Raw genomic sequence first — 24723 nt, 5'->3', positions numbered from 1 at the left:
TTGAGAGGATTTGGGGGTGACGGAGTCTCCCGGGTCGGTGATTGCCGAGCTCTGCCGGCTGGCCACGCCCGGCGCGATCGACGAGACGCGGGTTGTCGCGTTGGGTGGCGTGCCGCAGGTGGTGTCGATCCGGGGCCGGGACCGGCGGAACCCGATCATGATCGTGGTGCACGGCGGGCCGGGCACGCCGCTGAGCGCGACGTCGTGGATGTGGCAACGGCCGCTCGAGGAATACTTCACCGTCGTCCAGTACGACCAGCGCGGAGCCGGCCGCAGCTTCCAGCATGACGACTCGGCCGCCCTGCGGGGCGCGCTCAGTCTTGATCATTGCGCCCGGGACGCGGTCGAGCTGGCCGAACTGATCAAGGGCGAGTTCGAGGTCGAGCAGGTCTGCCTGGTCGGACACAGTTGGGGATCCGCCGTCGCGGCTCGCGCCGTGCTGCTCCGGCCCGACCTGTTCGCCGCCTACCTCGGGGTCTGCCAGGTCGTCTCCGGCGTGCTGGGCGAAGAGGCGAGTTGGAGCTGGGTCCGAGCCGAGGCTGAGCGGCGTGACGACCGCACGGCGTTGGCCGAACTGGCCGGCATCGCGCCCTATCCCCGGCCGTTCGAGGTGTCGAAGTTGATCATCCAGCGGCGCTGGGTGGAGCGGTTCGGCGGCGTCGCGGCGGGCCGTGCCGACGGCCCGTACTTCACCAACGGTGATCTTGCCGCGCCCGACTACAGCGATGCCGACCGGGCCTCGTCCCGGGCCGGCCGGGCGTTCCTGGCCGATCACCTGCTGCCGCAGTTCATCGACCTCGATTTCACCCAGGTCCACGAGTTCCCGATCCCGATCATCCAGTTCCTCGGCCGGCATGATCAGGTCACGCCAACCGGCCCGGTGATCGACTGGCTCAACCGGCTCGAGGCACCAGCCAAGATCGTCACGTGGTTCGAGGACTCCGCCCACCTGCCGATGTATGAGCAGCCCGGCCGCTTCCTGGTCGCCGTCCTGCAGCACCTGCTCCCGTACGCCCCCGGACCGTCGCCCAGATAGCAAGATCAGGTGCGACGACGGCCGGGGTTCCGGGCCGGCTGAGGCATCCTGGACCGACGGCCGGCGCTCGGGCGCGGGGCGCGACGAGGAGGGCGTGTTGCGTGGCGATCGACCTACTGCGGGAGGTGGCGACCCCGGAGCTCTATCGCAACAACGCGTTCCGGCTCAGCGGACTGCCGACCGAGGCGAGCGCCCGGGACATCCGGCGGCGCACCGACGAGATCCGCGCCGCTGAGCGACTGGGCGCACCGCTCGCCGGCCGACCGGGCCTGCTGGCACCCGACCCCGAACCCGAGCCTCAGGCGGTCCTGGACGCGATGCAGCACCTCCGCGACCCGGTCCGCCGCGTCATCGAGGAGCTGTTCTGGTTCTGGCCGGACGCCGGGGACCGGCCGCCGCTCGACCCCGAACAGGCCGCTCGGCACTGGCTCGACCGCGCCAAGGCCGGCGACGACCTGGCCTGGCACAACCTCGCCGTCCTCACCCACGCCCGCTGCCTCGACTTCCGACCGGGGGTGGAGGCGGCCAGTGTCCGGGAGGCTCGCTGGAACGACGCGTACTCCTACTGGCGCAAGGTCATCGAGGCCGATGGCCCCTGGCTCGCGCTGGCCGCCCGGGCCCGGTCCCTCGACGATCGGCGGCTCACCACCGGCTTCGTCACCGAGCTCAGAGCCGAGCTGCCCCGGGCGCTGCTCTCGGCCCAGGCAACCGCGGCCGTCCGCGCCGCGGAGTCCGGTGACCTCAAGAGCGCCGCGTGGAACGCCGACGTCGTCGCCGAGTCCGCATTCGAGGACCACGCCGGCGAGGTGCTCGCCGCGGCCGCCGCTCCGCTGACCGCCCGGATCCGGCAGGCCTGCCAGCGCGCCGAACAGGCGGGACCCAAAGTGTCCGCCACCGCCGGCACCGTGCTGCTCGACGAAACCGAGCCCCTGCTGCGGATGGTGCTCGCGATCCTCGGCGGCCGGGACCCGCGCTACATCGCCGCCGCCGACCAGGTCGGTCTCGCCGTCAACGGGTGTGCGGCGCGGTACGCCAACCACACCGAGGGCTATCGCACCAGCTACGACCTCGTGCGCCGAGCCTTGCCCATCGAGGTCAGCCCGCAGACCCGGCGGACGCTGACCGACAACCTGGTCACCTACATCACGAACCTCACCGCGGTTCGCCTCCTGGCCGCGATCGAGAAGGTGGAGAAGCGGCCCGACGGTCAGGCCGCGAAGGTCATGACCTTCGCCGAGACCCTGGTGCCGTTACTCGCCGGCCTGCGGGAGTTCGACATCGAGGACGACCGGCGCGCCCCGGTCTGGGAGCTGTTGATCAACGGCTCGATCCAACTGCTCAACGTCTACGCCGCCCGCACCGGGGACGTCGTCACCGCCAAGGCCGGGCTGCAGCGTCTGCTCACGCTGGCCACCGACGACTCGTCGGTCGTCGCCGACGACCTCGTCGAGCTGGTCCGGGGCCAGCTCGACGTGATCGAGTTCGCCGGCCTTTGCTGGTTCTGCAAGCAACGAACGACCGGGGCCGGCGCCTGCCCGATCAAGCTGTCCAGCATGATCGACTACTCGGAAGTGACGCGGCTCACCTGGCAGGTCGTGACGGTGGACGTCCCGCGGTGCCCCTCCTGCCGGCGCAGCCACGAGCACCCACCGGCGACCAGCGTCATCGGTCTGCCGCCGACCGTGGCCGCCGTCATGATCATCGTCAGCGGCGTGGTCGGCGCGCTGCTCCTGTCCGCCGTGAACGGTTGGCTGGCGCTCCTCACGCTGGCTGTCGGACTGGCCCTGTTCATCTACACCCGGGTCATCGAGGCACGGATCAACCGGCGAACCCTCACGGGCTCGGCGGCGATAACCATCTACTCGGTCAGTTCCTATCCGCCGATCGCGGAACTCTTGAAGGAGCATTGGAGCATTGGTGAACGTCCCCCCGGCATCTGAACCCGCGACCGTCCGGCTGGACGCCCACGCCGTCGCCGACCTCGCGACCGCGGTCTGGCGGCTGCGCGGCAAGGTCGGCGAGGACGATCCGGCGTATCGGCATCTGCGCTCGACCCTCGACGCCCTGACCGACGCCGGCGTCGAGGCTCAGTCGCACGACGGCGCCGCCTATGACCCCGGCCTGAGGCTTTCCGTGGTCGCGTTCCAGCCGACGCCGGGGCTCGGCCGCGAGCTGATCATCGAGACCATCCGACCGAGCGTGTACGTTCGCGGGCAGCTGCTGCGGATGGGGGCGGTGATCGTCGGTACGCCACCGCTCGCCCCTGATGATCAAGGTAACCAGCAGCCGGAGAAGCCTGTGACAGAAGGAGATTCGGACTCATGAGCCGTTCCACCATCGACTTCGGCATCGATCTCGGCACGACCAACAGTGCCGTTGCCGTGCTGCACGGTGTCCAGGCCAACGTGATCAAGAACAATGACGGCCAGGAGACCACACCGTCCGCGGTCTGGGTCGACAAGCGCGACCGCCTCTACGTCGGCCGAGCCGCCCGGGAACGCAGCGAACTCGACCCGGCCAACACCAGCATCGAGTTCAAGCTGCAGATGGGCACCGCCGGCGAGGCCAAGAAGTTCGACGCCTCCGGCCGGTCGATGACGCCGGAAGAGCTGTCCGCCGAGGTGCTCAAGTCGTTGCGGGCCGACGTGCGGCAGAGCACCGGCGACGACCTCGACGCGGCGGTGATCACCGTCCCGGCGGCGTTCGACATGGGCGCCTGTGACGCGACCCGGCGCGCCGCCGAGCTGGCCGGTCTCCGCCGGTCGCCGCTGCTGCAGGAACCGACCGCGGCCGCGCTGGCGTACGGGTTCCAGGCGGCCGACGACAAGGCGCTCTGGCTGGTGTACGACTTCGGCGGCGGCACCTTCGACGCCGCGGTGATCCAACTGCGGGACGGCGAGTTCTCCGTGATCAATCACCGGGGCGACAACTTCCTCGGCGGCAAGTTGATCGACTGGAAGATCGTCGACGAGTTGCTGGTGCCGGCCGTCGCGAGCCAACTGCCCGGCCTGTCCGATCTCCGACGCGGCAACCCGCGCTGGTTCGGTGTCGTCAACAAGCTCAAACTCGCCGCCGAGACGGCGAAGATCAGACTGTCCCGCGCGGACTCCGCCGACGTCATCGTCGAGCTCGACGACGGGGCCGGCCGGCGGCACGAGTTCGAGTACGAGCTGCGGCGCGCCGATGTCGAACGCCTCACCGAGCCGCTCGTCGTACGATCGATCAACCTGTGCCGCAAGGCGCTCCAGGAACGAGCGCTCGGCCCGGCCGACATCGAGCAGGTGATCATGGTCGGTGGCCAGACGCTGATGCCCTATCTGCGGGAGCGGATCGCCGATCCGCGGGACGGCCTGGGGATTCGGCTCGAGCACGGTCAGGATCCGATGACCGTCGTCGCCCGCGGCGCGGCGATCTTCGCCGGCGGGCAGCGGGTCGAGGCGACCGCGGACGCGGCCCCGGCCTCGCCCGATGCCTTCGCGATCCAGTTCGAATACCAGCCGGTCGGTCCGGACACCGAGCCGCTGTTGGCCGGCAAGGTGACCGGTCCGGACGGCGCTCTGCCGACCGGTCTGGCGATCGAGCTCGTCAACGCGGAGGCGCAGCCGCCCTGGCGCAGCGGAAAGATCACCATTCCCGAGAGCGGCGTCTTCGGCACCTCACTGTGGGCCGAGCGGGGCCGGAAGAACACGTTCGCCGTCGAGTTGACCGACGCGACCGGGGCACCATTGAGCCTGACCCAGGATCGGCTCAGCTACACCGTGGGCTCGGTCGAGACCGACCCGCCGTTGGCCCAGTCCATCGGTGTCGGGCTCGACGGCAACCAGATGCTCTGGCTGATCGAGCGCGGCACCGGACTGCCCGTCCGGCGCCGGGTGACGCTGCGCTCGACCGTTCCGCTGCAGGTCGGCGAACGGGGTGGGTTGCTCCGGATCCCTGTCCTGGAAGGCGAACACGGTCGGGCCGACCGCAACCGCCGGATCGGCCGGCTCGAGGTGCGGGCCGCGCAGGTGAGCCGCAACGTGCCGGTCGACAGCGAGATCGAATTCCGCATCGAGATCGACGCCTCGCGGTTGATCCGGGCCCGGGCCTACCTGCCGATCCTGGATCAGGAGTTCGAGGACATCATCAGTCTCGGCACCGAGTCCGCCCCGTCCTACGACGATCTCAGCCGGGAGGTCGAAGGCGACCTGACCCGGTTGGCCGAGTTGCGCGATCGCGACTCCACGATCAGCAGTCCGGTCGCCGGTCTGATGCTCGAGCGGATCCGAGCGGAACGGATCGAGCAGGATCTGGACGAGCTGCTGGACGCCTCGAAGGTCGATCCCGACGCGGCCGCGGCCGCTCAGCAGCGGATCCTCGATCTTCGCGCGGCCGTCGACGATGTCGAGAACGAGCTGGAATGGCCGACCCTGGTCGCGGACGCGGAGACCCGGATCGCGGAGGGCCGCGACCTGATCGCGTCCTACGGAAGTGACACCGACCAGCGCGACCTCCCGCTCTATGTCGCCGCGGTCGAGCAGGCCGTCGAAAGCCGCGACGCCGACCTGCTCCGGCAGCGACTGGAAGAACTGCAGCTGCATGTGATCCGCGCGATGGAGCGGCACGGCATCCTCGAGGTGCACTACTTCGACAACCTGGCCGATTCCCGCGCCGAGATGCGGAACCGAGCGCACGCCGACCGGTTGATCGCCGAAGGCCAGCAGGCGATCGACTCCGGCGACTACCAGCGGCTGCGCGGGATCAATCTGCAACTGGCGACCCTGATCCCGGATCCGCCACCGCCGCCGGACCCGTTCAGCACCGTCAGCCGCACCCGGTAGCGCACGACCCTACGGCTGAACGGTCCAGCCGTTGGCGGTGATCGCGTTGACGAGGTCGGCCTCGGTGTCCGGGTCGACCGAGAGGGAGAGGTAGCCGATCTCGCGGACCTGGTCGTGCTCGATGGCGATGTCTTCGACGTTGACGCCGGATTCGCCGACCAGGGCAAACAGGCGGCCCAGGGCCCCCGGCTCGTCCGGGATCTGCACCACCACGCGGCTGTACGTCACCGCCGCCCGGCCGTGCTTGCCCGGGATCCGGTGGGTGCCGGCGACGCCGGAGCTCAGCACGGTCCGCAGCTCTTCGGTGTCGGGCTGCTCCAGCGCCTTGATCAGTCCCTGGAGTTGATCATGGACCTGGCGCAACTCGGCCAGCACCGCGCCCGCGTTGCTGCCGAGGATCTGTTCCCACAGGCCGGGGTCGGAGCCGGCGATCCGGGTGACGTCCCGCAGCCCCTGGCCGGCGAGCAGCAGATCGTCGGCCGGGATGTCGTTCAACCGGCCGGCGGTCAGCACCGACATCAGGTGCGGCAGGTGCGACACCCGGGCCACGGCGGCGTCATGATCATCGACGTCCATGATCACGGCCCGGGCCCGGCAGGCTGCGACCACCGCCCGGACGACCTCGACCGCGGCCGGGTCGGACCGGCGGTGCGGGGTGATCACCCAGGTGCGGTCCACGAACAGGTCGGCCCGGGCGGTCATCGGGCCCGAATACTGCGAGCCCGCCATCGGATGTGAGCCGACATAGCGGGCGAGCTCCGGTTCACTGTCCCAGAGTGAGTTCAGGACGCCGGCCTTCACCGAGCCGACGTCGGTCACCACCGCCTTCGGGTAAGTCTTCAAGGCCGTCGCGATCACCCCCGGCAAGACCCGCGGCGGCACCGCGGCGATCACCAGGGCGACCTGCTCCGGCTCGGCCGGATCGGCGGTCCCGGCGCCCAGTTCCGCGGCCACCCGGGCGTGGCTGGCCTTGGCGTCGACCAGGTGCACCGGCCAGCCGGCTGCGGTGAGCGCACAGCCAACCGAGGCGCCGACCATTCCGGCGCCGATGATCACCGTGGTCGGTGGTGCGGAGATGGAGCGGGCTTGCCCTTCGACAGGCTCAGGGAACGAAGAGTCTCCGAGCTCAGGGAACGAAGAGTCTCCGGGCTCAGGGGACGCCAAAGCCTCGGTCACGTCTGGTCGGGCTCCGCCGGGGTGGTCGGTCCGGCCGCTGTGTCGGTGCCGTCGGCGAGGTCGGTCTCGCGGACCGAACCGGGGGCCGGCTTGGCCGGCGGCGGCTCGGTCTGGTCGGTCTCGTCGGCGATCGCCTGCTCGGCGGCCGCGGCGGACGGGCCGAGCAGCTCGGCCAGCCGGTCGCCCCGGATCCGCCGGAACTTCCGCGGCAGCGTCCTGGTCCGGTCCAGCACGGCCACCTCGAGCGCGTCCACGTCGAGAGCCCGCGGCGGCGCTCCGGCGCCCTGGTCGGAGGTCAGCGCGCGGACGGCCAGCCGGGCCGCGTCGGCCAACCCGAGATCGGGCTGGAACGCGCCCCGAATCGCCTCGGTGATGGCCTCGGCGGAGCCGCCCATCACGGCGAACCCCTCCTCGTCGTTGACCGAGCCGTCGTAGGTGAGCCGATAGATCTGGTCCTGGTCCGATTCGGCGCCCAGCTCGGCAACCACGATCTCCACCTCGTACGGCTTCTCACCGCCGGAGGAGAAGATCGTGCCCAACAGCTGCGCGTACGCGTTGGCCAGGCCGCGCCCGGTGACGTCGGTGCGGTCGTAGCTGTATCCGCGCAGGTCGGCGTACCGGATGCCGGCGGTGCGCAGGTTCTCGAACTCGTTGTAGCGGCCGACGGCGGCGAAGCCGATCCGGTCGTAGATCTCGCTCACCTTGTGCAGCGCCTGGGACCGGTTCTCGGCGACGAACAGGATGCCGTCGGCATAGTGCAGCACGACCACCGACCGGCCGCGCGCGATCCCCTTCCGGGCATAGTCGGCCCGGTCCTTCATCTGCTGCTCGGGGGCGACGTAGAACGGCATGCTCATGAAAGCGGGGCTCCTGGTCCGTCGGGGCGCTGCATCCGGCCGGTCAACATCTGGTCCACGAGCTCGGCGACCCGGTCTTCGGTGACCCGCTCGACCCCGCTGGGCCCAGCGATCAGGATCACCGGGTAGATCCGTCGGGTCACGTCCGGACCGCCGGTGGCCGAGTCGTCGTCGGCCGCGTCGTACAAGGCCTGGATCACGGCCATCGTGGTCCCGGCTGCGTCCAGGTCGGGCCGGTACAGCTTCTTCAGCGAGCCGCGGGCGAACAGCGATCCGGAGCCGATCGAATAGAAATCGTGCTCCTCGTAGCGGCCGCCGGTCGGGTCGTAGGAGAAGATCCGGCCCCGGGCCTCGGCCAGATCCCAGCCGGCGAACAGCGGCACCGCGATCAGACCCTGCAGGGCCAGGGCGAGGTTGCCACGGACCATCGTGGCCAGCCGATTCGCCTTGCCCACCAGGGACAACGGCGATCCCTCGAGCTTCTCGTAGTGCTCCAGCTCGAGCTGGAACAGGCGCATCATGTCGAGCCCGATCCCGGCCGAGCCGGCGATGCTGATCACCGAGAACTCGTCCGCCGGATAGACCTTCTCGATGTCGCGCTGAGCGATCACGTTGCCCGCGGTGGCCCGCCGGTCACCGGCCACGACCACCCCGCCGGGGAACGTCGCCGCGGCGATCGTCGTCCCGTGCGGAGCCAGGGCGCCGGCGTCCCCCGGGCCGAGCTCAGCGGCTCGACCCGCAGGGAGCACCTGCGGCGCCACGGCCGAGGCGAACTCGTAGAACGACGACGTACCGATCTTGAAGTACTCCGGTGACAGACCTATCGACGACAGATCGCTCACTGCCCACCCTTCTGAACGAAGCTTCGGACGAACTCTTCGGCGTTGACCTCGAGCACATCGTCGATCTCGTCCAGCAACGAGTCGACGTCGGAATCCAACTCCGCCTTGTGGGCCGTGTCGGCCGGGGCGATCTCTTCGACTTCCTCGTCTTCCCGGGTACGCGAGCGCTTCCGGGTGTGCTCTGTCTCAGCCATGACTGCTCCTCCCCGAGGCCTGGGCCTCTGGTTGTCACTCCTAGCCTAGTGTCCGGCACCCACAGTGCGCGGAAGCATCGCTCCAGGCGGACACGGGCATGAGCAGGCTCAGGACATGCTTCGACAGGCCCAGGGAACGGAACAAGTCCCTCCGACAGGCTTCCTCACTCCTCATTCGGGAACAACGAATCCGCGAGCGCTATCAGCTCTTCATCGGTGAGCTGCGGTGGATCCGACTGCGAAGCGACGGCGACGAAGTCATCGGGAAGCCACGTGTCGTGATGCTCGACATAGTGAGCAAGGTCGCTATACCATTCCCATCGGCCGTCCGTGTGGGTATAGAACGGACCGAGTTCGCCGCCCGTGAAGTAATCCGTGCCCAGGATTCCCGATGCCGCAAACACCGGCGCATCCCGGAGATAGGCAACAACCCGAGCCTTCCCTGCCGGATCAAGCTTCAATGTGCGGTGGATGCTCTCGCCGTTCGGGTCACTGTACGGAAGCTCTCGATAGAGGCCCAACTGAATAAGTATCATTCATCTTCCTGGTTTGAAAGTCTGCCATGGCATCACCGCTCCCCTAGGCACTCGGCGTTCTGCCAGAATCAGTGGGCGAGCCGTGAATCGCGACATCGCCTGAACTCAGGACGGATCCAGGTGCCACAGGAGGCCTTCACTGAAGTAGCGAACCTTTGCGTCGCCCAGTGCGGCGGAGATTCTGCCAGCCAAGTCCAACCCTAGTTCATCGAGCTCCGAGATTTCGGCCTTCATCGTCTCTCGCTGCCGAGTAGAGGCCGGAATAACCGGCTGATACCGGTCATTCCAGGACCGGATCTCTTGCGCGAGATCCGCAGGAATACCCAATTCTCCAGGAGAACTCTGCACGCCGCTCCCGTCGTCCCGGATTGAAGGCTCCAGGTAGTCAGCGGCCAAGGTTAGATATTTCATAACTTCCTAAATGTCCTATGGAAGATTGCTCTGACCCTCCGGATCACCGTAGCGCAGTTCCCGATTGCGGCCCAGTCGAGTAATCGTCACTCATCCTCCCAGTCAGACCGGGTAGTCCTCATGTCAGCTCGAATACCCGGGATGAATCGGTTCTCCAGCCTTGTGTGGGACCTCGTCATAGGGAATGGCCACAGCTACGCCGTCCGAGGAGACCAAGATCGGCAAGTCTCCGCCCAGCGCGTCGATGAAAGATCGCGACTGCACAAATGCCGAGCTGGAATAGAAAAACAGCCAGCCATGGTCTCTCAGTTCCGCCCGCGTGATCATCAGGGCAGCCGGATCGCCTGACGATGAGAGTTCGCTCAGCAGGGCGGTTGCTCGTTCGGCTGCTTCGTCGAGTCGCACGTTGTCTCCCTAGTTGGTCCGGAGCAGAGCAAACCAGTTGAAGTTGCCTGAGTGGTCGACGACGTTGCCCAGTTGACCATCCATTTGCACCACATTGTCTCCCTGGTTCATGACGTTGTAGAAGTGACCCATCCCAGGATTAGCCGGCGTTCCTCGACCGCCGTAGATGATGCCGCGCGCTCCCGATCCCGCATTGGCCATCTCATTCATGATCGACTGGTGGGTCCGCACATTTCCCCACGCCGATGGCTGCTTACCTGCGGCTTCTGCGACCTCGCCCAAGGTCATCGGACCGACATTCATCGCTGAGGCCGGACTGCCGCTCAGCGTCGAGTCGAGCGCCAGCGAACACGGCCCGCAGTTCATGTTGCCGTGCAGGGGATTGATGTCGCGCAACGGATGGGTGCCGCCGACCGTCTGGTTGGGCCTGACGTTCCGCAGCCCCCGGACCCCGGAGACCAGCCCGTGTCCCCCGGCGCCGCCGGCGCCACCGAGGACCGCCCCCTGCACCGCACCCGTAGTCGTCGCACTGAGGAAGCCGCTCACGCTGTGCGGTCCGGGCCCCGTGGCATAGCGATAGCCGCCCATCCCGGCGCCGCCCACGCCGCCGGAGACCGCGCCGTTGATCGCGGCCGCCTTCCAGCCGGTGGCACCGAGCCGGCCGGCCAGCCCGAGCCCGCCGACGCCGCCGAGAGCGCCGGAGACGGCGACCTGGCCCCAGTTGACCTCACCGGTCGTCGCCTTCTGGATGATCGTGTCGGCGCCGGCCGAGATCAGCATCATGCCCGCCGGGCCACCGACCCCGGTGGCCATCAGGACGCCGCCGGCCAGCACCATCGCGCCGCCCGCCAGATACTCCCAGTTGTTGCCGACCCACTCGGTGGTCGCGTCCCAGGCCTTCTCATACCAGGGCTTGCGGGCGTTCTCCAGATCGGCCTGCGAGACCGGCTTCAGACCGGTCGGATCCGCCGCGTGCAACGGATCGTTACCGGCATAGGAGTACGGGTTCCCGGCCCAGCCGGCTCCCGGCACCGGATCCAGCGGATCCACCGACAGGAAGCCCCGCGTCGCCGGATCGTAGACCCGCGCGTGCAGCCACTCCAGGCCGGCGATGCCCAGTTCGCCGGCCGCCCCGACGCTGACCTCGCCCATCGCACCGGGCAGGCCGACCGCCCGTCCGGGCTCGACGCTCCACGGGTCGGCGCCGGTGGCCCGGGTGGAACGCCAGCCCGATGCCGTCCAGCGGTCACCGACGCCGGTCATCCCGGCCGCCCCGAGGATCGAGGTCTCCCCCACCTGCACCAGAGCGGGGGCATACGGATCGGCGCTGTCCCAGAAGGTCGGCAGCTCGGTGGCGTCGGCACCGAATCCGGACGCGATGGAGGCAAGCTCGCCGGTTGCGTCGACGTGCAGCCGGGTCCGCCGGACCTGATCGCCGGAGCGGTCGGCGACCTCGGCCAGGTAACCGGTCGGCGACCAGGCGTAGTCCCGCACCCGGCCGTCGGCGAAGGAGGTCCGCAGCCGTCGGCCGGTGCTGTCGTACTGGTGTCGGGTCGTGCCGTCGGCAGCGGTCACCGACGTCAGCTGCCCCGCGGCGTCGTAGCCGTAGTCGCACGACCGACCACCGTGGCTCTCGGCGACCAGTCGACCGGCCAGGTCATAGTGCCAGCGGGAGATCACGTCGCCGACGGTCCTGGCGACCAGCTGGTGCGCAGCGTCGTAGTCGAACCGGGCGGACTCGCGCGAGCCGTCGGCAGCCGTCGTGTCGAGGCCGACGATCCGGCCGTCGGTGTCACGGCCGATGGTGGTGCGCCGAGAACCGCCGTCCTCGGTGAGCACATGGCCGGTGACGAATCCGTCGGCGTAGCTCCACGACTGGGACACCCCGGCTGCCTCGACGGCGACCAGCCGGCCGGATCCGTCGCTGCTGAGCCGGGCCCGGCCGAGCAGCGGGTGGTCGATCGTGGTGAGCCGGCTCGCCGCGTCGTAGTCGTACGTCGTCGTCGCGCCGTCCGGGGTGGTCATCGCCGTCCGGCGCCCGGCCGCGTCGTAGGTCCAACTGACAGCCTGGCCGTCCCGGTCCCGGCGGATCAACTGCTGCCGACGGTTCCACTCCAGCTCGCTGACGCTGACCCGATCCCGGCGGGACCGGTCGGTGACCGTGACCCGGCGGTTGCGCAGATCGCGGCTGATGCTGCTGACCGTCCGCCCGTCGACGGCGATCGAGGCCACCCGGCCGGCGGCGTCGTAGGTCCACTCGGTCCGCCGGCCGCCGGGCTCTTCCTGCCAGGTCTGACGACCGACGGCGTCGTAGCCCGCCCGGGTGGTCCGGCCGAGCGGGTCGGTCTCGGCGACGCACCGGTGCTCGGCATCGAACTCCCGCCGGGTCACCCGGCCCAGCGGATCGGTGATCGTCGTGTTGCGCCCGGCCGCGTCGTAGCCGTAGCGCGTCGCTCCGCCGTTGCCGTTGATCACCGCGATCAGCTGCCCGGCCGCGTCGTAGCGGAACCGGCGCCGCCCGCTGCTCGGATCGGAGATCGCGACCACCCGGCCAGCGAGGTCGTACTCGTAACGGGTGCTGCCGACCCCGGGGACGAAGCTGGCGGCCAGCCGTCCGCCACGGTCGTACCGCTGCCAGCCGAGCTCGCCCGACGGCAGGCGCAGCTGCACCGGACGGCTGTCCTCGTCGTAGCTGATCGTGGTGCGGTGGCCGAGCGCATCGATGGTCGCGCTCCGCCGGCCGCAGGCGTCGTACTCGAATCGGGTCACGTCACCGACCGGCGAGGTGACCGCGACCACCCGGCCGGCGGCATCCCGCTCGATCCGGGTCAGCGAGCCCTCGGGGTCGAGCAGCTCCACCGGTCGACCGCACCGGTCGTAGGTGCTGAGCGCCGCCGACCCGTCGACCTGCCCGACGGCGACCGGCCGGCCGAGCTCGTCGAACCGGTGGGTCAGCGCCCCCGTCGCGTCCCGCGACACGACGCCCCCGGTGGGGTCCGCGGCGACCGAGAGTTCGTGGCCGAGCGGGTCGATCACGGTGTCGGGCGCGCCGCCGTCGCCGTAGCGCCAGCTCCAGGAATGGCCGTCCGGCGTCGTGGTCCGGCTCAGCCGGGACAGCGAATCGTGCTCGAACCGCCAGGTGCTGCCGTCCGGCAGCTCGACCGCGGCGAGGTTGCCGAGATCGTCCAAGCGGCGCTCGACCGCCCGGCCGAGCGGATCGATGGTCCGCGACTCCTCGCCGTCGGTGCCGTATTCGAGCTCGGTCCGCGCCCCGGTCGGATCGAGCGTGGCCGCCAGCCGTCCGCCGGCGGTGTATTCGAAGGCCCAGATCGCGCCGTCGGGGTCGTGCCGCTCGGCGACCCCGTGCGGCCCGTGGACGAAGACGGTCCGCAGACCACTCGGCGTGATCGCCGCGATCACCCGACCGGACGCGTCGTATTCCAGCCGCGCGCAATCACCGGCCGCGTTGGTGGTGGCTGTGAGATCGCCGTGCTCGTCGTAGTCGAACCGCAACGGCACCCCGACCGGGTCGACCAGCCGGGTCAGCAGTCCGTCGCGCCACTCGAAGTGAGTGACCCCGCCCTCCGGGTCGGTCATCGTCGCCGGGTTGCGGCCGGTGCCGTCATAGGCGTACGTCGTCACCGCGCCCTCGCCGGTGATCACGGTGACGATCCGGTCGTGGTCGTCGTAGGCGCACTGGGTCTCGGCGCCGGACGGGCTGACCTCGCGCACCACATGGCCGCGGTCGTCGTACTGGCGGACCGTGGCCCCGCCGTCGCGGCCCCGCACCAGGACCGGATTGCCCTGGGCGTCGTAGCTGGTGGACTGGCGCCGGTCGAAGCTGTCGATGATGCCGATCAGCCGACCGCGGCCGTCGTGGATCCAGGTGTTCGCCCGGCTCCCGTCGAGGTCGGCGACCTCGGTGACGTTGCCCGGCAGATAGCTGTAGCGGCTGACCCGTCCGTGCGGGGATCGCTGGCTGGTCACCCGGCTCTGGTCGTCATAGGTGTTGTGCACCTCGACCACGCCGTCGGCGTCGACGACCTCCTCGATCAGCCCGGCGTCGTTCCAGCGGTAGCTGCGCGTCACTCCAACGCCCACCACCGAGATCAACTGTCCGGCGGCGTCGTAGCCGTAGTCGATCCGGCGACCGTCGGAGGCCACCACCGCGGTGACGGAGTCGCCACTCCATTCCAGGCTCAGCCGGCGGCCGCGTTCGTGCTCCAGGCCGATCAGCCGCCCCTCGACGTGGCCGAAGCTGATCATGGTGCCGACCCCGCGGTCGTACGAGAGCGGCAGGCCGGCCGTGCTGAAGCGCCAGGTCCCGCCGTCGTTGTCGCTCACCCGCAGCTCGTCCGCCGCGTCGTCGCGGTCGAGCCACAGCGGCACTCCACGGCCGCGGTCCCAGCCGGTGCCCAGCCGCGGAAACTCGATCACCCGGCCGTCGGGCTGCGTCAGCTGCGCGGCCTCGTCGGTGATGGTGAGCCGGACCTCGGTCCAGCTCGACCAACCCGGCCCGAAGCCACCACGTGCCCGGTTGAATGAGTTGTACATCCGGCTCAGCACCAGCGACGCACAGCCGCCGGCGAACGACAGGTCCGTCTCCGGCTCGACGAAGTTGCCGGTGGAGGCGTTCACCGGATCGTCGGAGTATCCGGTCGTCGGCGCCACCCCGAGCCGCGCGGGCGAGGTGGGTGGGATGTCGTAGCGATTCACCGGCACGCCGGCGGCCTGGATGCTGGCCTCCAAGGCGCTGTTGGAGACCGTCACCATGGCACCGGATCCACCGGCCTGTTCGAAGGCCGACGCGACCGCATCCACCCAGGTCTTGTCCTGGTCGTTGAGCTGGTTGTACAGCCCCAGCGCGGTGTAGACCGCGGAGCCGTCGATCCCCGTCGCTCCGTCGACTCCCCAGTCGAATCCGTCGTTGAAGTCGGTCTCGAAGCCCCGCAGCTTGGCGGGCTTCTCCTGCAGGGCCTGGAGCGATTCGGTCAGGCCGCTCGCGAACGTGCGCAAGGCCGACGGCCGCGCCGACGACGTACCGCCGCCGCCGTCGCCACCGGCACCGGGCGTCGGATTCTCCCGATCCTTGGCGTTGGCCGAAAACTGCTTCGGTTCTGGCGGCGGCTTGGGTCCCTCCGGCGGATCCTCGTCACCACCGAGGTCGGAGAACGTGAGGTGCGCCTTGTCCTCGTCGTGCCGCTTCTTCCACTCCCGGGCTTCCCGGCGGCGCCGGTTCTCGTCGGGCACCAGACCCTTGACGTACTCCACCTGGCGTGCAACGTCGTCCAGCGCGGTGGCGATGTTGTCGCCGTCCTCGTCGGCGATGCCCTGATTGGTCTCGAAGATCTCCGAGAAGCGTCCCTTGAAGTCCTGCAGCGCGGTGCTGGTGCCGCCCCGGCGGGTGGAGCACTGGCTGCGGAGCTTCTTCGCCGTGTCGGTGCACCAGGAGATCAGCGAATCCGCGGCCCCCTCGTCGATCTTGACATCGGGAAGCCCACCCCAGCTACTCGGATCACTACTCGCCACAGTTCACCTTCCGGCTATTCGTTTCCCGCACGCCTGACGCGACCCCATAACTTACGCCTTGATGGAGTCACCGCGCCGACCTGAACCCCGACGACGGGTGGGACGACCGATCAGCGGCCGAGCGCGGTCACCAGGTCGGCCACGGTCGCGCTGTCCTCGATCAGCTGGCCCACCTGGGCGCGGGTGCCGCGGAGCGGGTCGAGCAGCGGGATCCGCTGCAGCGCGGCCCGGCCCGGGACGTCGAAGATCACCGAATCCCAGGACGCGGCAACCACGGCGTCGCTGAACTTGGCCATCACCTTGCCCCGGAAGTAGGCCCGGGTGTCGGCCGGCGGCTCGATCCTCGCCTGCTCGATCTCGGCGTCGCTGATCAACCGCTGCATCCGGCCCTTGGCGACGAGCTTCTGGTAGAGGCTGCGGCGCGGGTCGACATCGCAGTACTGCAGGTCGATCAGGGCCATCTTGGCCGCGTCCCAGCCGAGCCGGTCCCGCTCCCGGTAGGAGTTCATCAGCTTCAGCTTGGCCACCCAGTCGAGCTGGTCGGCGAGCTCGTACGGGTCCCGGCGGAGCGCATCCAGGCAACCCTGCCAGCGGGCGAACAGGTCCTTGGCCTCGATCCGGGACGCCTCGGTCAGGTCGCCGGCCACCTCGTCGTAGGTGGCCCGGCAGGCGTCCAGATAGATCTCCTGCAGGCCGACCGCGGTGATCGTCCGGCCGTCGACCAGGCCGATCGTCGTCGCGCAGGCCGGATCGTGGCTGATCGCCCGCATCGCCGTCACCGGCGCGGCCAGCCGCACCTGCGGCCCGACCGTGCCGAGCTCGATCGCCCGCAGCACCCAGGCGGCACAACCGAGTTTCAGATAGGTGGAGATCTCCGACATCGAGGCGTCGCCGGTGATCACGTGCAACCGACGGTGTTTGGTGGCGTCGGCGTGCGGTTCGTCCCGGGTGTTGATGATCGGCCGGTTCAGCGTCGTCTCCAGCCCGACCTCGGCCTCGAAGAAGTCCGCCCGCTGGCTGATCTGGAAACCCGACTGTTCGCTCGACTGGCCGATCCCGACCCGGCCGGCGCCGGTGATCACCTGCCGCGACACCAGGTGACCGGTGAACTGGGTGACGATCCGGTCGAACGGGGTCGAGCGGGACAGCAGGTAGTTCTCGTGGGTGCCGTATGAGGCGCCCTTGCCGTCGGTGTTGTTCTTGTACAGCCGGATCTGCCGGCCGATCGACTCGCTCGCCTGCCGGGCGGCGATCGCCATCACGGCGTCGCCCGCCTTGTCGTAGCGGACCGCGTCCAGGGCCGAGGTGACCTCCGGCCCGGAGAACTCGGGGTGGGCATGGTCGACGTACAGCCGGGCGCCGTTGGTCAAGATCAGGTTGGCCATGCCGAGGTCGGTGTCGGTCAGCTGGTCCGGATGGGCCTGGCCCCGGGTCAGCTCGTAACCACGGAGATCACGCAGCGGCGTCTCGGTCTCGTAGTCCCAGCCGGCCGCCCCGCCGGCCGTGGTCCAGCCGTACGCCTTCACGACGTGGTTGGACAACTGCATCGGGTGGAGTTCCTCGTCGGCCGGCGCCCCGATCGCACTGATCCCGTACTCGGTCTCGATTCCCATCACACCATCCACGGGCTCAGCCTACGTTCCGGCGGAGCCCGACCTGCCGAGAATGGCCCGGTGGCGCGGCTGTCCGTGATCGAAATCCGCCGGGTCCGGCGCGCCCGAGATGGGGCTACAGTGCTGACGTGAAGCTCCCGCTAGCCTTCGCCATCGATCTGATCATCGTGCTCGTCTTCGCCATCGTCGGCCGCAGCAGTCACGCCGAGTCGATCGAGGTGGTCGGAGTCGGGCTCACCGCCTGGCCGTTCCTGGTCGGCGCCGCCGTCGGCACCCTGGTCGCGCTGCTGTGGCATCGCCTCCGCCCGGACAATCAGGCGGCCGCGCCCGCCGCCCTCGCGGCCGGCGTCGTGGTCTGGCTCTGCACCGTGATCGGCGGCATCGCTCTCCGGCTGGCCAGCGGCGACACGGCCGAGACGCCGTTCGTCATCGTCGCGACGATCAGCCTCGGCGTGCTGCTGCTCGGTTGGCGGGCCGGTTACAAGCTGATCTGCCGGGCCCGGCACGCCACCGCCGGCTGAGCGCTCAACTCGCCCGAGATCGACCGGTCTCGTGCATAACCGGTTGCGGCCGGACCGCTCGACCGGGATCGTCCTGCCATGACCGCGACCGATGCGCACGTGATCTTCCTCAACGGTGCGCCCAGCGCCGGCAAATCGAGCACGGCCCGGGCCCTGCATGAACGGCTGGAGCAGCCGCACTTCTACATCGGGCTGGACGAGTTCCGGTGCGGCTATCTCGACCGGGTCTGGCTGGCCGATCACGGAAACCTGTTCCAGCGGATGGTCGACGTCTATCTGCAGACCCTGGCCGTGCTGGTCCGGTCGGGCCACGACGTGATCGCCGAGGCCATGCTGACGCCCGCGAACGAGGCGCGCTATCTGGAGCTGTTCGCCGACCTGCCGGTGGTCTTCGTCGGGATCACCTGCGACTTCGACGTGATGGTCGCGCGGGAGGCGGTCCGCGGCGACCGGCGGCGAGGCCCGATCGATCTCGACCTGCCGGAGGTGCACACGCTGCATGATCACGGCTGCTATGACGGGACGGTCGACACGACTTCGATCACGCCGGACCAGGCCGCGGAACGGATCCTGCCGGTGCTGGCGGATCCGCCGCGACCTTCGGCGTTCGAACGGCTGCGAAACCGCAGGAACTAAAGTGCGGCCGACGACAACACCCCCAGAGTTGTCAGACTCTCACCACGCCAGAGCATGGTGAGAGTCTGACAACTCGGGGTTTGGTCAGAGGTATTGGCCGGTGTTGGAGACCGTGTCGATGGAGCGGCCCGGCTGGGTGCCCTTCGAGGAGCTGATCAGGGTGCGGATGAAGACGATCCGCTCCCCCTTCTTGCCCGAGATCTTGGCCCAGTCGTCCGGGTTGGTGGTGTTCGGCAGGTCCTCGTTCTCGGCGAACTCGTCCCGGCAGGCCTGCAGCAGATGCTCGATCCGCAGGCCTCGGACGCCGGTGTCGAGCAGGTCCTTGATCGCCATCTTCTTGGCCCGATCGACGACGTTCTGGATCATCGCGCCGGAGTTGAAGTCCTTGAAGTACAGGACCTCCTTGTCGCCGCCGGCGTACGTCACCTCGAGGAACTGGTTGTCCTCCGACTCGGCATACATCCGGGTCACCACCCGGTCGATCATGGCCGAGGTGGTGGCCTGCGGATCGCCCTCCCACTCGGCCAGGTCGTCGGCGTGCAACGGCAGGGTCGGCGTCAGGTATTTGCTGAAGATCTCCCGGGCCGATTCGGCGTCCGGCCGTTCGATCTTGATCTTGACGTCCAGCCGACCCGGCCGCAGAATCGCCGGATCGATCATGTCCTCCCGGTTGGAGGCGCCGATGATGATCACGTTGTCCAGGCCCTCGACGCCGTCGATCTCGCTCAGCAGCTGCGGCACGATCGTGTTCTCCACATCGGAGGAGACGCCCGAGCCGCGGGTCCGGAAGAGCGAGTCCATCTCGTCGAAGAAAACGATCACCGGCATGCCGTCGGACGCCTTGTCGCGGGCCCGCTGGAAGACCAGCCGGATGTGCCGCTCGGTCTCGCCGACATACTTGTTCAAGAGCTCCGGGCCCTTGATGTTGAGGAAGAAGCTGCGCCCCTCCTGGCCGGTCCGCTCGGTCACCTTCTTGGCCAGCGAATTGGCCACGGCCTTGGCGATCATGGTCTTGCCACAGCCGGGCGGGCCGTACAGCAGGACGCCCTTCGGCGCCTTCAGCTGGTGCTCGGCGAACAGCTCCTTGTGCAGGTACGGCAGCTCGACGGCATCCCGGATCGACTCGATCTGCGACCCCAGCCCGCCGAGGTCCTCGTAGTCGATGTCCGGCACGTCTTCCAGCACCAGCTCCTCGACGTCGAGCTTCGGGATCCGCTCGTACGCGAAGTGCACCCGACGATCGATCAGCAGCGAGTCGCCGGAGCGCAACTGGGTGCCGCGCAGCGCCAGGCCGAGCCAGACGATGCTCTCCTCGTCGCCGTGCCCGATCACCAGCGCGCGGAGGCCGTCGTCCAGCACCTCCTTGAGCAGCACCACCTCGCCGACCCGGTCGTAGCCGAGGACGCCGACGACGTTGAGCGCCTCGTTGACCATCACCTCGCGGCCGGGCTCGAGCTGGTCGGGCGGCACGTCGGGGCTGACGCTGACCCGCATCTTGCGGCCACCGGTGAAGATGTCGGCGTTGCCGTCCTCCGGCGCACCCAGGAAGACGCCGAAGCTGGCCGGGGGCTGCGCCAGCCGGTCCACCTCGGCCTTCAGGGCGACGATCTGGTCCCGGGCCTCGCGCAACGTCGAGGCCAGTCGATCATTGTTGGTGGCCGTGCTCCGGGCGTCCTGGCGGGTTTCGGCCAGGCGCCGTTCCAGCACGGCGATGTCGTGTGGATGCGCCGCCACCCGCTCTCGGAGGCGATCAAGCTCTGCTCGTAGCGATGCGATCTGGGCGACCAGAACATCGCGGCCTTCACTCGGTGTGGTCACGTCCCCTCACCTCCCTGAGAGACCCTACCCGGCGTCCGAACTGCCGCGGGGTCCTTCGTAATCGGCGCCGTAGGCACCTGGTGCGGGCCGCCGCTTACGTGCCGGTGCGGTCTGTCCCGGAGCCAGACGACGGCTGGTGATCAAGAACCCAGTATGACCGATCATCGAGTGCTTCGGCCGGATCGCCAGGCCCTCGGCCTGCCATCCTCTGATGATCGACTCCGTCGCCTCGGGCTCGGTGAAGCCGCCATGCACCCGCAACGTCTCGATCACCCGGCCGAGCTGGGTCACCGTCGCCACGTAGCAACAGAAGACGCCGCCCGGGATCAACACCTCGCCGGCCGCGTCGACACAGTCCCACGGAGCGAGCATGTCCAGCACCATCCGGTCCACCGGATCCGGCGGATCGGCGGCCAGCCGCTCCACCAGATCACCGGTGATCAAGGTCCAGGCCGGATGCTCGGAGCCGAGGAAGTTGCGGACGTTCTTGGCCGCGACCTGGGCGAAGTCCTCCCGGCGTTCGTACGAGATCAGGCGGCCGGTCGGGCCGATCGCCCGCAACAGGCTGAGGGTCAGCGCGCCGGAGCCGGCACCGGCCTCGATCACCCGGGCACCAGGGAAGATGTCGGCGTCGACGACGATCTGAGCGGCATCCTTGGGATAGACGACCGCCGCGCCGCGCGGCATGCTCGTGGTGAACTCGCCGAGCAGCGGCCGGAGCACCAGGAACTCGGTGCCGCCGGTGGAGCGGACCACCCGGCCCTCCGGCCGGTGCAGCAGCTCGTCATGATCAACGATGCCGCGGGCGGTGTGGAACTTCCCGCCCTCGGCCAGCACCACCGAATGCCGGCGCCCCTTCGGGTCGGACAGCGTCACCCGTTCGCCGGGGCACAGGTCGCCGCGCCGGACGCCGGACAGATCAGGTTGGTCAGCCACCGCTCATCCCCCAGAAACCGAGCTGCCAGCCGGGGCCGAAGGACAGCGGATCGACGTCCACCCCGACCCGGATGAACAGGTATTCGTCGGACTGACTGATCGGCAGCACGGTCAGGTCGGACGCGGCCCGATTCTGCAGCTGCGCGACCAGGGCCTGCGCCTGGGCGTCCTCGGTGGCCGCCCGGAACTGGGCCTCCAGCGTCTGCACCGCTTCCCGGCTGGACTCCGGTGGCGAGGCCAGATACGGCTGCAGCCAGGCGACCGGCGTCGCCGACCAGGCCTTCCGGTCGGCCAGATTGAGGTCCGCGGCCGCGTCCTGCGGGCGGAGCCGTACGCTCAGGCCGCCGGTGTCCTCCAGCCGGCTCCGGATCTGGTTGGCCAGGTCCCGGTCGTCCGGGCTGGTCGGGTCGTAGGAGAGGGTCAGCTGGATCCGCTTCGGCCAGGTGACCTGCGGGTTGGCGACACCACCGACCGGGAAGCTGGACACGTAGCCGCTGACCGTCGGCGGCACGATCGAGTCGAGCGTCCGGTCCGACTGCAGGGCCAGCGCGATCGCCTTCCGCACCGCCGTGTTCTGCCCGGCCCGCGAATCCGGATTCCAGAGCAACTGATGCACCCGGGCCCCGGTCAACGGGCGGCCGGTGAAGCCGTCGGCGGAGTTGGGGGCGGCGGTCGCCTGCTGCCGCAGCCGGGTCACCGCCGCGGCGTTGAGGCCGCGCCACACGACGTCGACCTGGGCGTCGGCGATCGCCTCCTCGATCGTGCCCGAGTCCGGCGCCGTCTTGTAGACCAGGCCCTCCAGCCGGCCGGGCGTGCGGCCCTTGTAGTCGGCGAACCTGGCCAGCTGCAGCTCCTCCGGCTGGAACCGGCTCACCTGGTAGGGGCCGGAGCCGATGATCGGCTGGTCCGGAGCCCGGATCTCGTCGGCGTCGTACGCCTCCTCGTCCACGACCGAGGCGCCGATCGAGGCCAGCGCCCACTGGAACTCCCGATCCGGACGGCTGAGCACGAACCGGACGGTCAGCGGGTCGGGGGTCTCGATCCGCCGCAACGAGGAGAACAGGCTGGCCGACGATCCGGGGATGTCCAGCCGGGTCAGCCGCTCGATGCTGAACTTGACGTCGCTCGAGGTGAACTCGTGGCCGTTCTGGAACTTCAGATCGGTGTTCAGGGTGCAGGTGACGACCGTCGGGGCGCTGAACAGGCAGTCCCGCGCGGCCGCGTCCGGCTTGGGCGCGCTGCTGCCGGGATCGGCGGTCATCAACCGCTGATAGACGTTCTGGGCCAGGATCGCCGACCCCTGATCGACGACGGCCGCCGGATCGACCACCCGGATCGGGTCGGTCGACATCACCGTGAACGGCCGCTTCGGGGTGGGCGTCGGCGGTGGCGGCGTTTCGTTGGGCGTGTAGCAGCCGGCCAGGAGCAACAGCAGCCCCGCGGTCAGCGCCAGTCCGGCTCGACAAGAACGGCCCGGCCGCGCCGCGAGGCTACGAATCACTGTTGATCTCCTCGACCAGCCGGGCCACCGCCTTCGCGTCCAACTCGGTCATGGAGCGGACGTGCACCCGCCGCGGCGCCGGTGGAATGTGCACCAGGTTCTCGATCGCGACCACGATCGCCCCCGCCGCGTTGCCGGACCGGGCGCCGGTGTTGGAGTCCTCGAACACGGCGCAGTCGTGGGCGGACACGCCGAGCTTGAGGCAGGCGCTCTCGTACGGCTCCGGGTGCGGCTTGCCGTTGCTGACCTCGTCCCCGGCGACGGAGGTCTGGAACGAGCCGGCCGGCAGTCGCTCCAGGGCGGCGTCGAGCAGCACCCGGTACGACGCCGAGACCAGCGCACACGGCACGCCCGCCTCGTTCAGTGAGGCCAGCAGATCCAACGCGCCGGGACGCCACGGCACCTCGCCGCTGCGGAACTGGGCCACCACCCGGGTCAGCAGCTCATCCACCACCCAGGCCGGATCGAGGTCGGTCCGCCCGATCACGTTCAGGATGTAGGCACCGGAATCGAGCAGCGAGTTGCCCACCAGCTGCTCGGCATGATCTTCGGACCACTCGTGGCCGAGGCTGCCGACCAGCTCGTACTCGGCCGCCACCCAGAGCGGCTCGGTGTCGGCCAGCGTTCCGTCGAAATCCCAGAGCGCCGCGGCCAGCGAGGGCAGACCGCTCGTCATCGGATCGCCCGCGGAGACGGGATGGACTGCGGCGGAAGCGGGCGCTGCGGAGAGAGGGGTGCATTCATGGCGCGGCCATTCTCGCAGACCCGCCAACTCGCTCCTCCCACCCTGGAATCCGACCGCGATCGGGCCGCCGGCCGCGCAAATGCCGGCGTGTCGCGGCCAACGGCGCGACTGGCGGTCGAATTCCAGGGTTTCCACAGCGAGCGCGAAAAGAGTTGCTCCATCCACAGCTTCTTCGATTCGTGAACCGAACCGGTCGGAGCGCCACAGATTCCGAAGCATGAACCACGATGAGGTAGCGCTGCTGGTCCGGCAGCGGGGCGTGATCGACCGGCGGCGGCATCCCGACCTGGCCGGGAGGATCGATTGGCTGGTCCGGACCGATCGACTGGTCCGGCTGCTCCCCTCGATCTATACGACACCCGAAGCGGCGCAAGATCCGGCGATTCGGATCCTGGCCGCCGCGACCTGGGATCCGGATGCGGTGATCACCGGGCCGGCCGCGGCCCGGCTCACCGACCTGGTCCAGGGTTCGTTGTCCTGCGTCACGCTGGCATCGCGCCGGCGGACGCGCCAACCGGGCTTCCGGATTGAGCGGCGCACCGTGCCAGCCGACCTCATCATGGAGAAGGAGGGCATCCGATGCACCACCCCGGCCCTGACCGCCCTCGATCTCTGCTCCACCCTGGGCGGCGACGGTATCGACGCCGTCCTGCGGTCCCGCCGGGCGACCTTGGCACAACTCTGGGACGCGTTGCGCCTGACGGCCTGCCGCTCGGGCAACGGTGATCGGCGCCGGCTGCTGCTCGACTCCCGGTCCAAGCCCTGGTCCGCCGCTGAACGCCGGGCGCACCGGCTGCTCCGAGCGGCCCGGATCGAGGGCTGGATCGCCAACCTGCGGGTGGAGCTGCACGGCCAGGTGTACTACCTCGACATCGCCTTCCCGAAGCTCCGGGTGGTGGTCGAGATCGACGGCCGGGGCCATGCGGATCCGCAGCAGTTCGCGTGGGATCGGATACGGCAGAACGATCTCGTCCTGGATGGGTGGCTGGTGCTGCGGTTCACCTGGTCGATGATCACCGAGACGCCGGAGGCGGTGGTCGTTGCGGTGATCAAGGCCCTGGAATTGCGCCAGCAGCCGGTGTGATCACCGCCGACACGCGACGATTTCGGCAACAGCGGCCGACTGCTGGTCGAATTCCAGGGGAGC

General features: G+C 69.3%; 20 protein-coding genes. 8 read left to right on the top strand and 12 right to left on the bottom strand.

The window, feature by feature from the left end; translation table 11 throughout:
- Positions 1-16 precede the first annotated feature (16 nt).
- The 4 genes from FNH24_RS18570 to FNH24_RS18555 all read left to right on the top strand — a co-directional run bounded on the left by FNH24_RS18570 (position 17) and on the right by FNH24_RS18555 (position 5856).
- Positions 17-1036 carry an alpha/beta fold hydrolase gene (locus FNH24_RS18570; protein WP_152363696.1) on the top strand — a complete coding sequence of 340 codons (1020 nt, stop codon included), beginning with the start codon at positions 17-19 and terminating at the stop codon, positions 1034-1036.
- Between the two features lie 101 nt (positions 1037-1137).
- Positions 1138-2976: a hypothetical protein gene (locus FNH24_RS18565; RefSeq protein WP_152363695.1), complete on the top strand. Its 1839-nt coding sequence runs from the start codon at positions 1138-1140 to the stop codon at positions 2974-2976.
- Positions 2954-3361 carry a hypothetical protein gene (locus tag FNH24_RS18560; RefSeq protein WP_152363694.1) on the top strand — a complete coding sequence of 136 codons (408 nt, stop codon included), beginning with the start codon at positions 2954-2956 and terminating at the stop codon, positions 3359-3361. Before FNH24_RS18565 ends, FNH24_RS18560 begins: the two co-directional genes overlap by 23 nt.
- Positions 3358-5856 (top strand): Hsp70 family protein, encoded by a 2499-nt coding sequence (locus FNH24_RS18555; protein WP_152363693.1) that lies wholly within the window; start codon positions 3358-3360, stop codon positions 5854-5856. Before FNH24_RS18560 ends, FNH24_RS18555 begins: the two co-directional genes overlap by 4 nt.
- Positions 5857-5865: 9 nt before the next feature.
- On the opposite strand, the gene FNH24_RS18550 is transcribed toward FNH24_RS18555, so the two are convergent.
- The 8 genes from FNH24_RS18550 to dop form a co-directional block, all read right to left on the bottom strand.
- Positions 5866-6912: a prephenate dehydrogenase gene (locus FNH24_RS18550; RefSeq protein WP_246186960.1), complete on the bottom strand. Its 1047-nt coding sequence runs from the start codon at positions 6910-6912 to the stop codon at positions 5866-5868.
- Between the two features lie 116 nt (positions 6913-7028).
- A complete protein-coding gene (gene prcA / locus FNH24_RS18545) occupies positions 7029-7889 on the bottom strand; it encodes a proteasome subunit alpha (RefSeq protein WP_152363692.1) in 861 nt (286 codons plus the stop codon).
- Positions 7886-8731, bottom strand: a complete 846-nt coding sequence (gene prcB / locus FNH24_RS18540) for a proteasome subunit beta (RefSeq protein WP_152363691.1) — start codon at positions 8729-8731, stop codon at positions 7886-7888. Before prcB ends, prcA begins: the two co-directional genes overlap by 4 nt.
- A complete protein-coding gene (locus FNH24_RS18535; protein WP_152363690.1) occupies positions 8728-8925 on the bottom strand; it encodes a ubiquitin-like protein Pup in 198 nt (65 codons plus the stop codon). The genes prcB and FNH24_RS18535 overlap by 4 nt, the downstream gene beginning before the upstream one ends.
- Positions 8926-9089: 164 nt before the next feature.
- Positions 9090-9461, bottom strand: coding sequence for a hypothetical protein (locus FNH24_RS18530; RefSeq protein WP_152363689.1), 372 nt, complete (start codon positions 9459-9461; stop codon positions 9090-9092).
- Between the two features lie 534 nt (positions 9462-9995).
- Positions 9996-10277: a YrhB domain-containing protein gene (locus tag FNH24_RS18525; protein ID WP_152363688.1), complete on the bottom strand. Its 282-nt coding sequence runs from the start codon at positions 10275-10277 to the stop codon at positions 9996-9998.
- A gap of 9 nt (positions 10278-10286) precedes the next feature.
- Entirely contained in the window at positions 10287-15806 is a 5520-nt protein-coding gene (locus FNH24_RS18520; protein WP_152363687.1) for a DUF6531 domain-containing protein, read from the bottom strand.
- A 110-nt stretch (positions 15807-15916) separates the two neighbouring features.
- Positions 15917-17419, bottom strand: a complete 1503-nt coding sequence (gene dop / locus FNH24_RS18515; protein WP_152363686.1) for a depupylase/deamidase Dop — start codon at positions 17417-17419, stop codon at positions 15917-15919.
- A gap of 128 nt (positions 17420-17547) precedes the next feature.
- Between dop and FNH24_RS18510 the strand changes: the two genes are divergently transcribed.
- Positions 17548-17940: a DUF3054 domain-containing protein gene (locus FNH24_RS18510; RefSeq protein ID WP_152363685.1), complete on the top strand. Its 393-nt coding sequence runs from the start codon at positions 17548-17550 to the stop codon at positions 17938-17940.
- A gap of 78 nt (positions 17941-18018) precedes the next feature.
- On the top strand, positions 18019-18576 hold the full coding sequence (locus FNH24_RS18505; protein ID WP_152363684.1) for a phosphotransferase-like protein: 558 nt from the start codon (positions 18019-18021) through the stop codon (positions 18574-18576).
- Positions 18577-18660: 84 nt separating this feature from the next.
- Here the strand turns inward: FNH24_RS18505 and arc are convergent, their stop codons facing one another.
- The 4 genes from arc to FNH24_RS18485 form a co-directional block, all read right to left on the bottom strand.
- On the bottom strand, positions 18661-20310 hold the full coding sequence (gene arc / locus FNH24_RS18500) for a proteasome ATPase (RefSeq protein WP_246186959.1): 1650 nt from the start codon (positions 20308-20310) through the stop codon (positions 18661-18663).
- Between the two features lie 108 nt (positions 20311-20418).
- A complete protein-coding gene (locus FNH24_RS18495; protein ID WP_152363682.1) occupies positions 20419-21330 on the bottom strand; it encodes a tRNA (adenine-N1)-methyltransferase in 912 nt (303 codons plus the stop codon).
- Entirely contained in the window at positions 21323-22831 is a 1509-nt protein-coding gene (locus FNH24_RS18490) for an ABC transporter substrate-binding protein (protein WP_152363681.1), read from the bottom strand. The genes FNH24_RS18495 and FNH24_RS18490 overlap by 8 nt, the downstream gene beginning before the upstream one ends.
- On the bottom strand, positions 22821-23507 hold the full coding sequence (locus FNH24_RS18485) for an HAD family hydrolase (RefSeq protein ID WP_152363680.1): 687 nt from the start codon (positions 23505-23507) through the stop codon (positions 22821-22823). Before FNH24_RS18485 ends, FNH24_RS18490 begins: the two co-directional genes overlap by 11 nt.
- Positions 23508-23573: 66 nt before the next feature.
- Here FNH24_RS18485 and FNH24_RS31510 point away from each other — a divergent pair, with 66 nt between their 5' ends.
- Positions 23574-23759 carry a hypothetical protein gene (locus FNH24_RS31510; protein WP_161606194.1) on the top strand — a complete coding sequence of 62 codons (186 nt, stop codon included), beginning with the start codon at positions 23574-23576 and terminating at the stop codon, positions 23757-23759.
- A gap of 34 nt (positions 23760-23793) precedes the next feature.
- The gene (locus FNH24_RS18480) at positions 23794-24660 is read left to right on the top strand and encodes a DUF559 domain-containing protein (RefSeq protein WP_161606193.1); all 867 of its coding nucleotides are present in this window, start codon (positions 23794-23796) and stop codon (positions 24658-24660) included.
- Positions 24661-24723 lie beyond the last annotated feature (63 nt).

Source organism: Microlunatus speluncae (assembly GCF_009299835.1).
Lineage (GTDB): Bacteria > Actinomycetota > Actinomycetes > Propionibacteriales > Propionibacteriaceae > Microlunatus > Microlunatus speluncae.
Note: the sequence above shows the minus strand (reverse complement) of the source record. Positions and strands in the feature narration are given on the sequence as shown.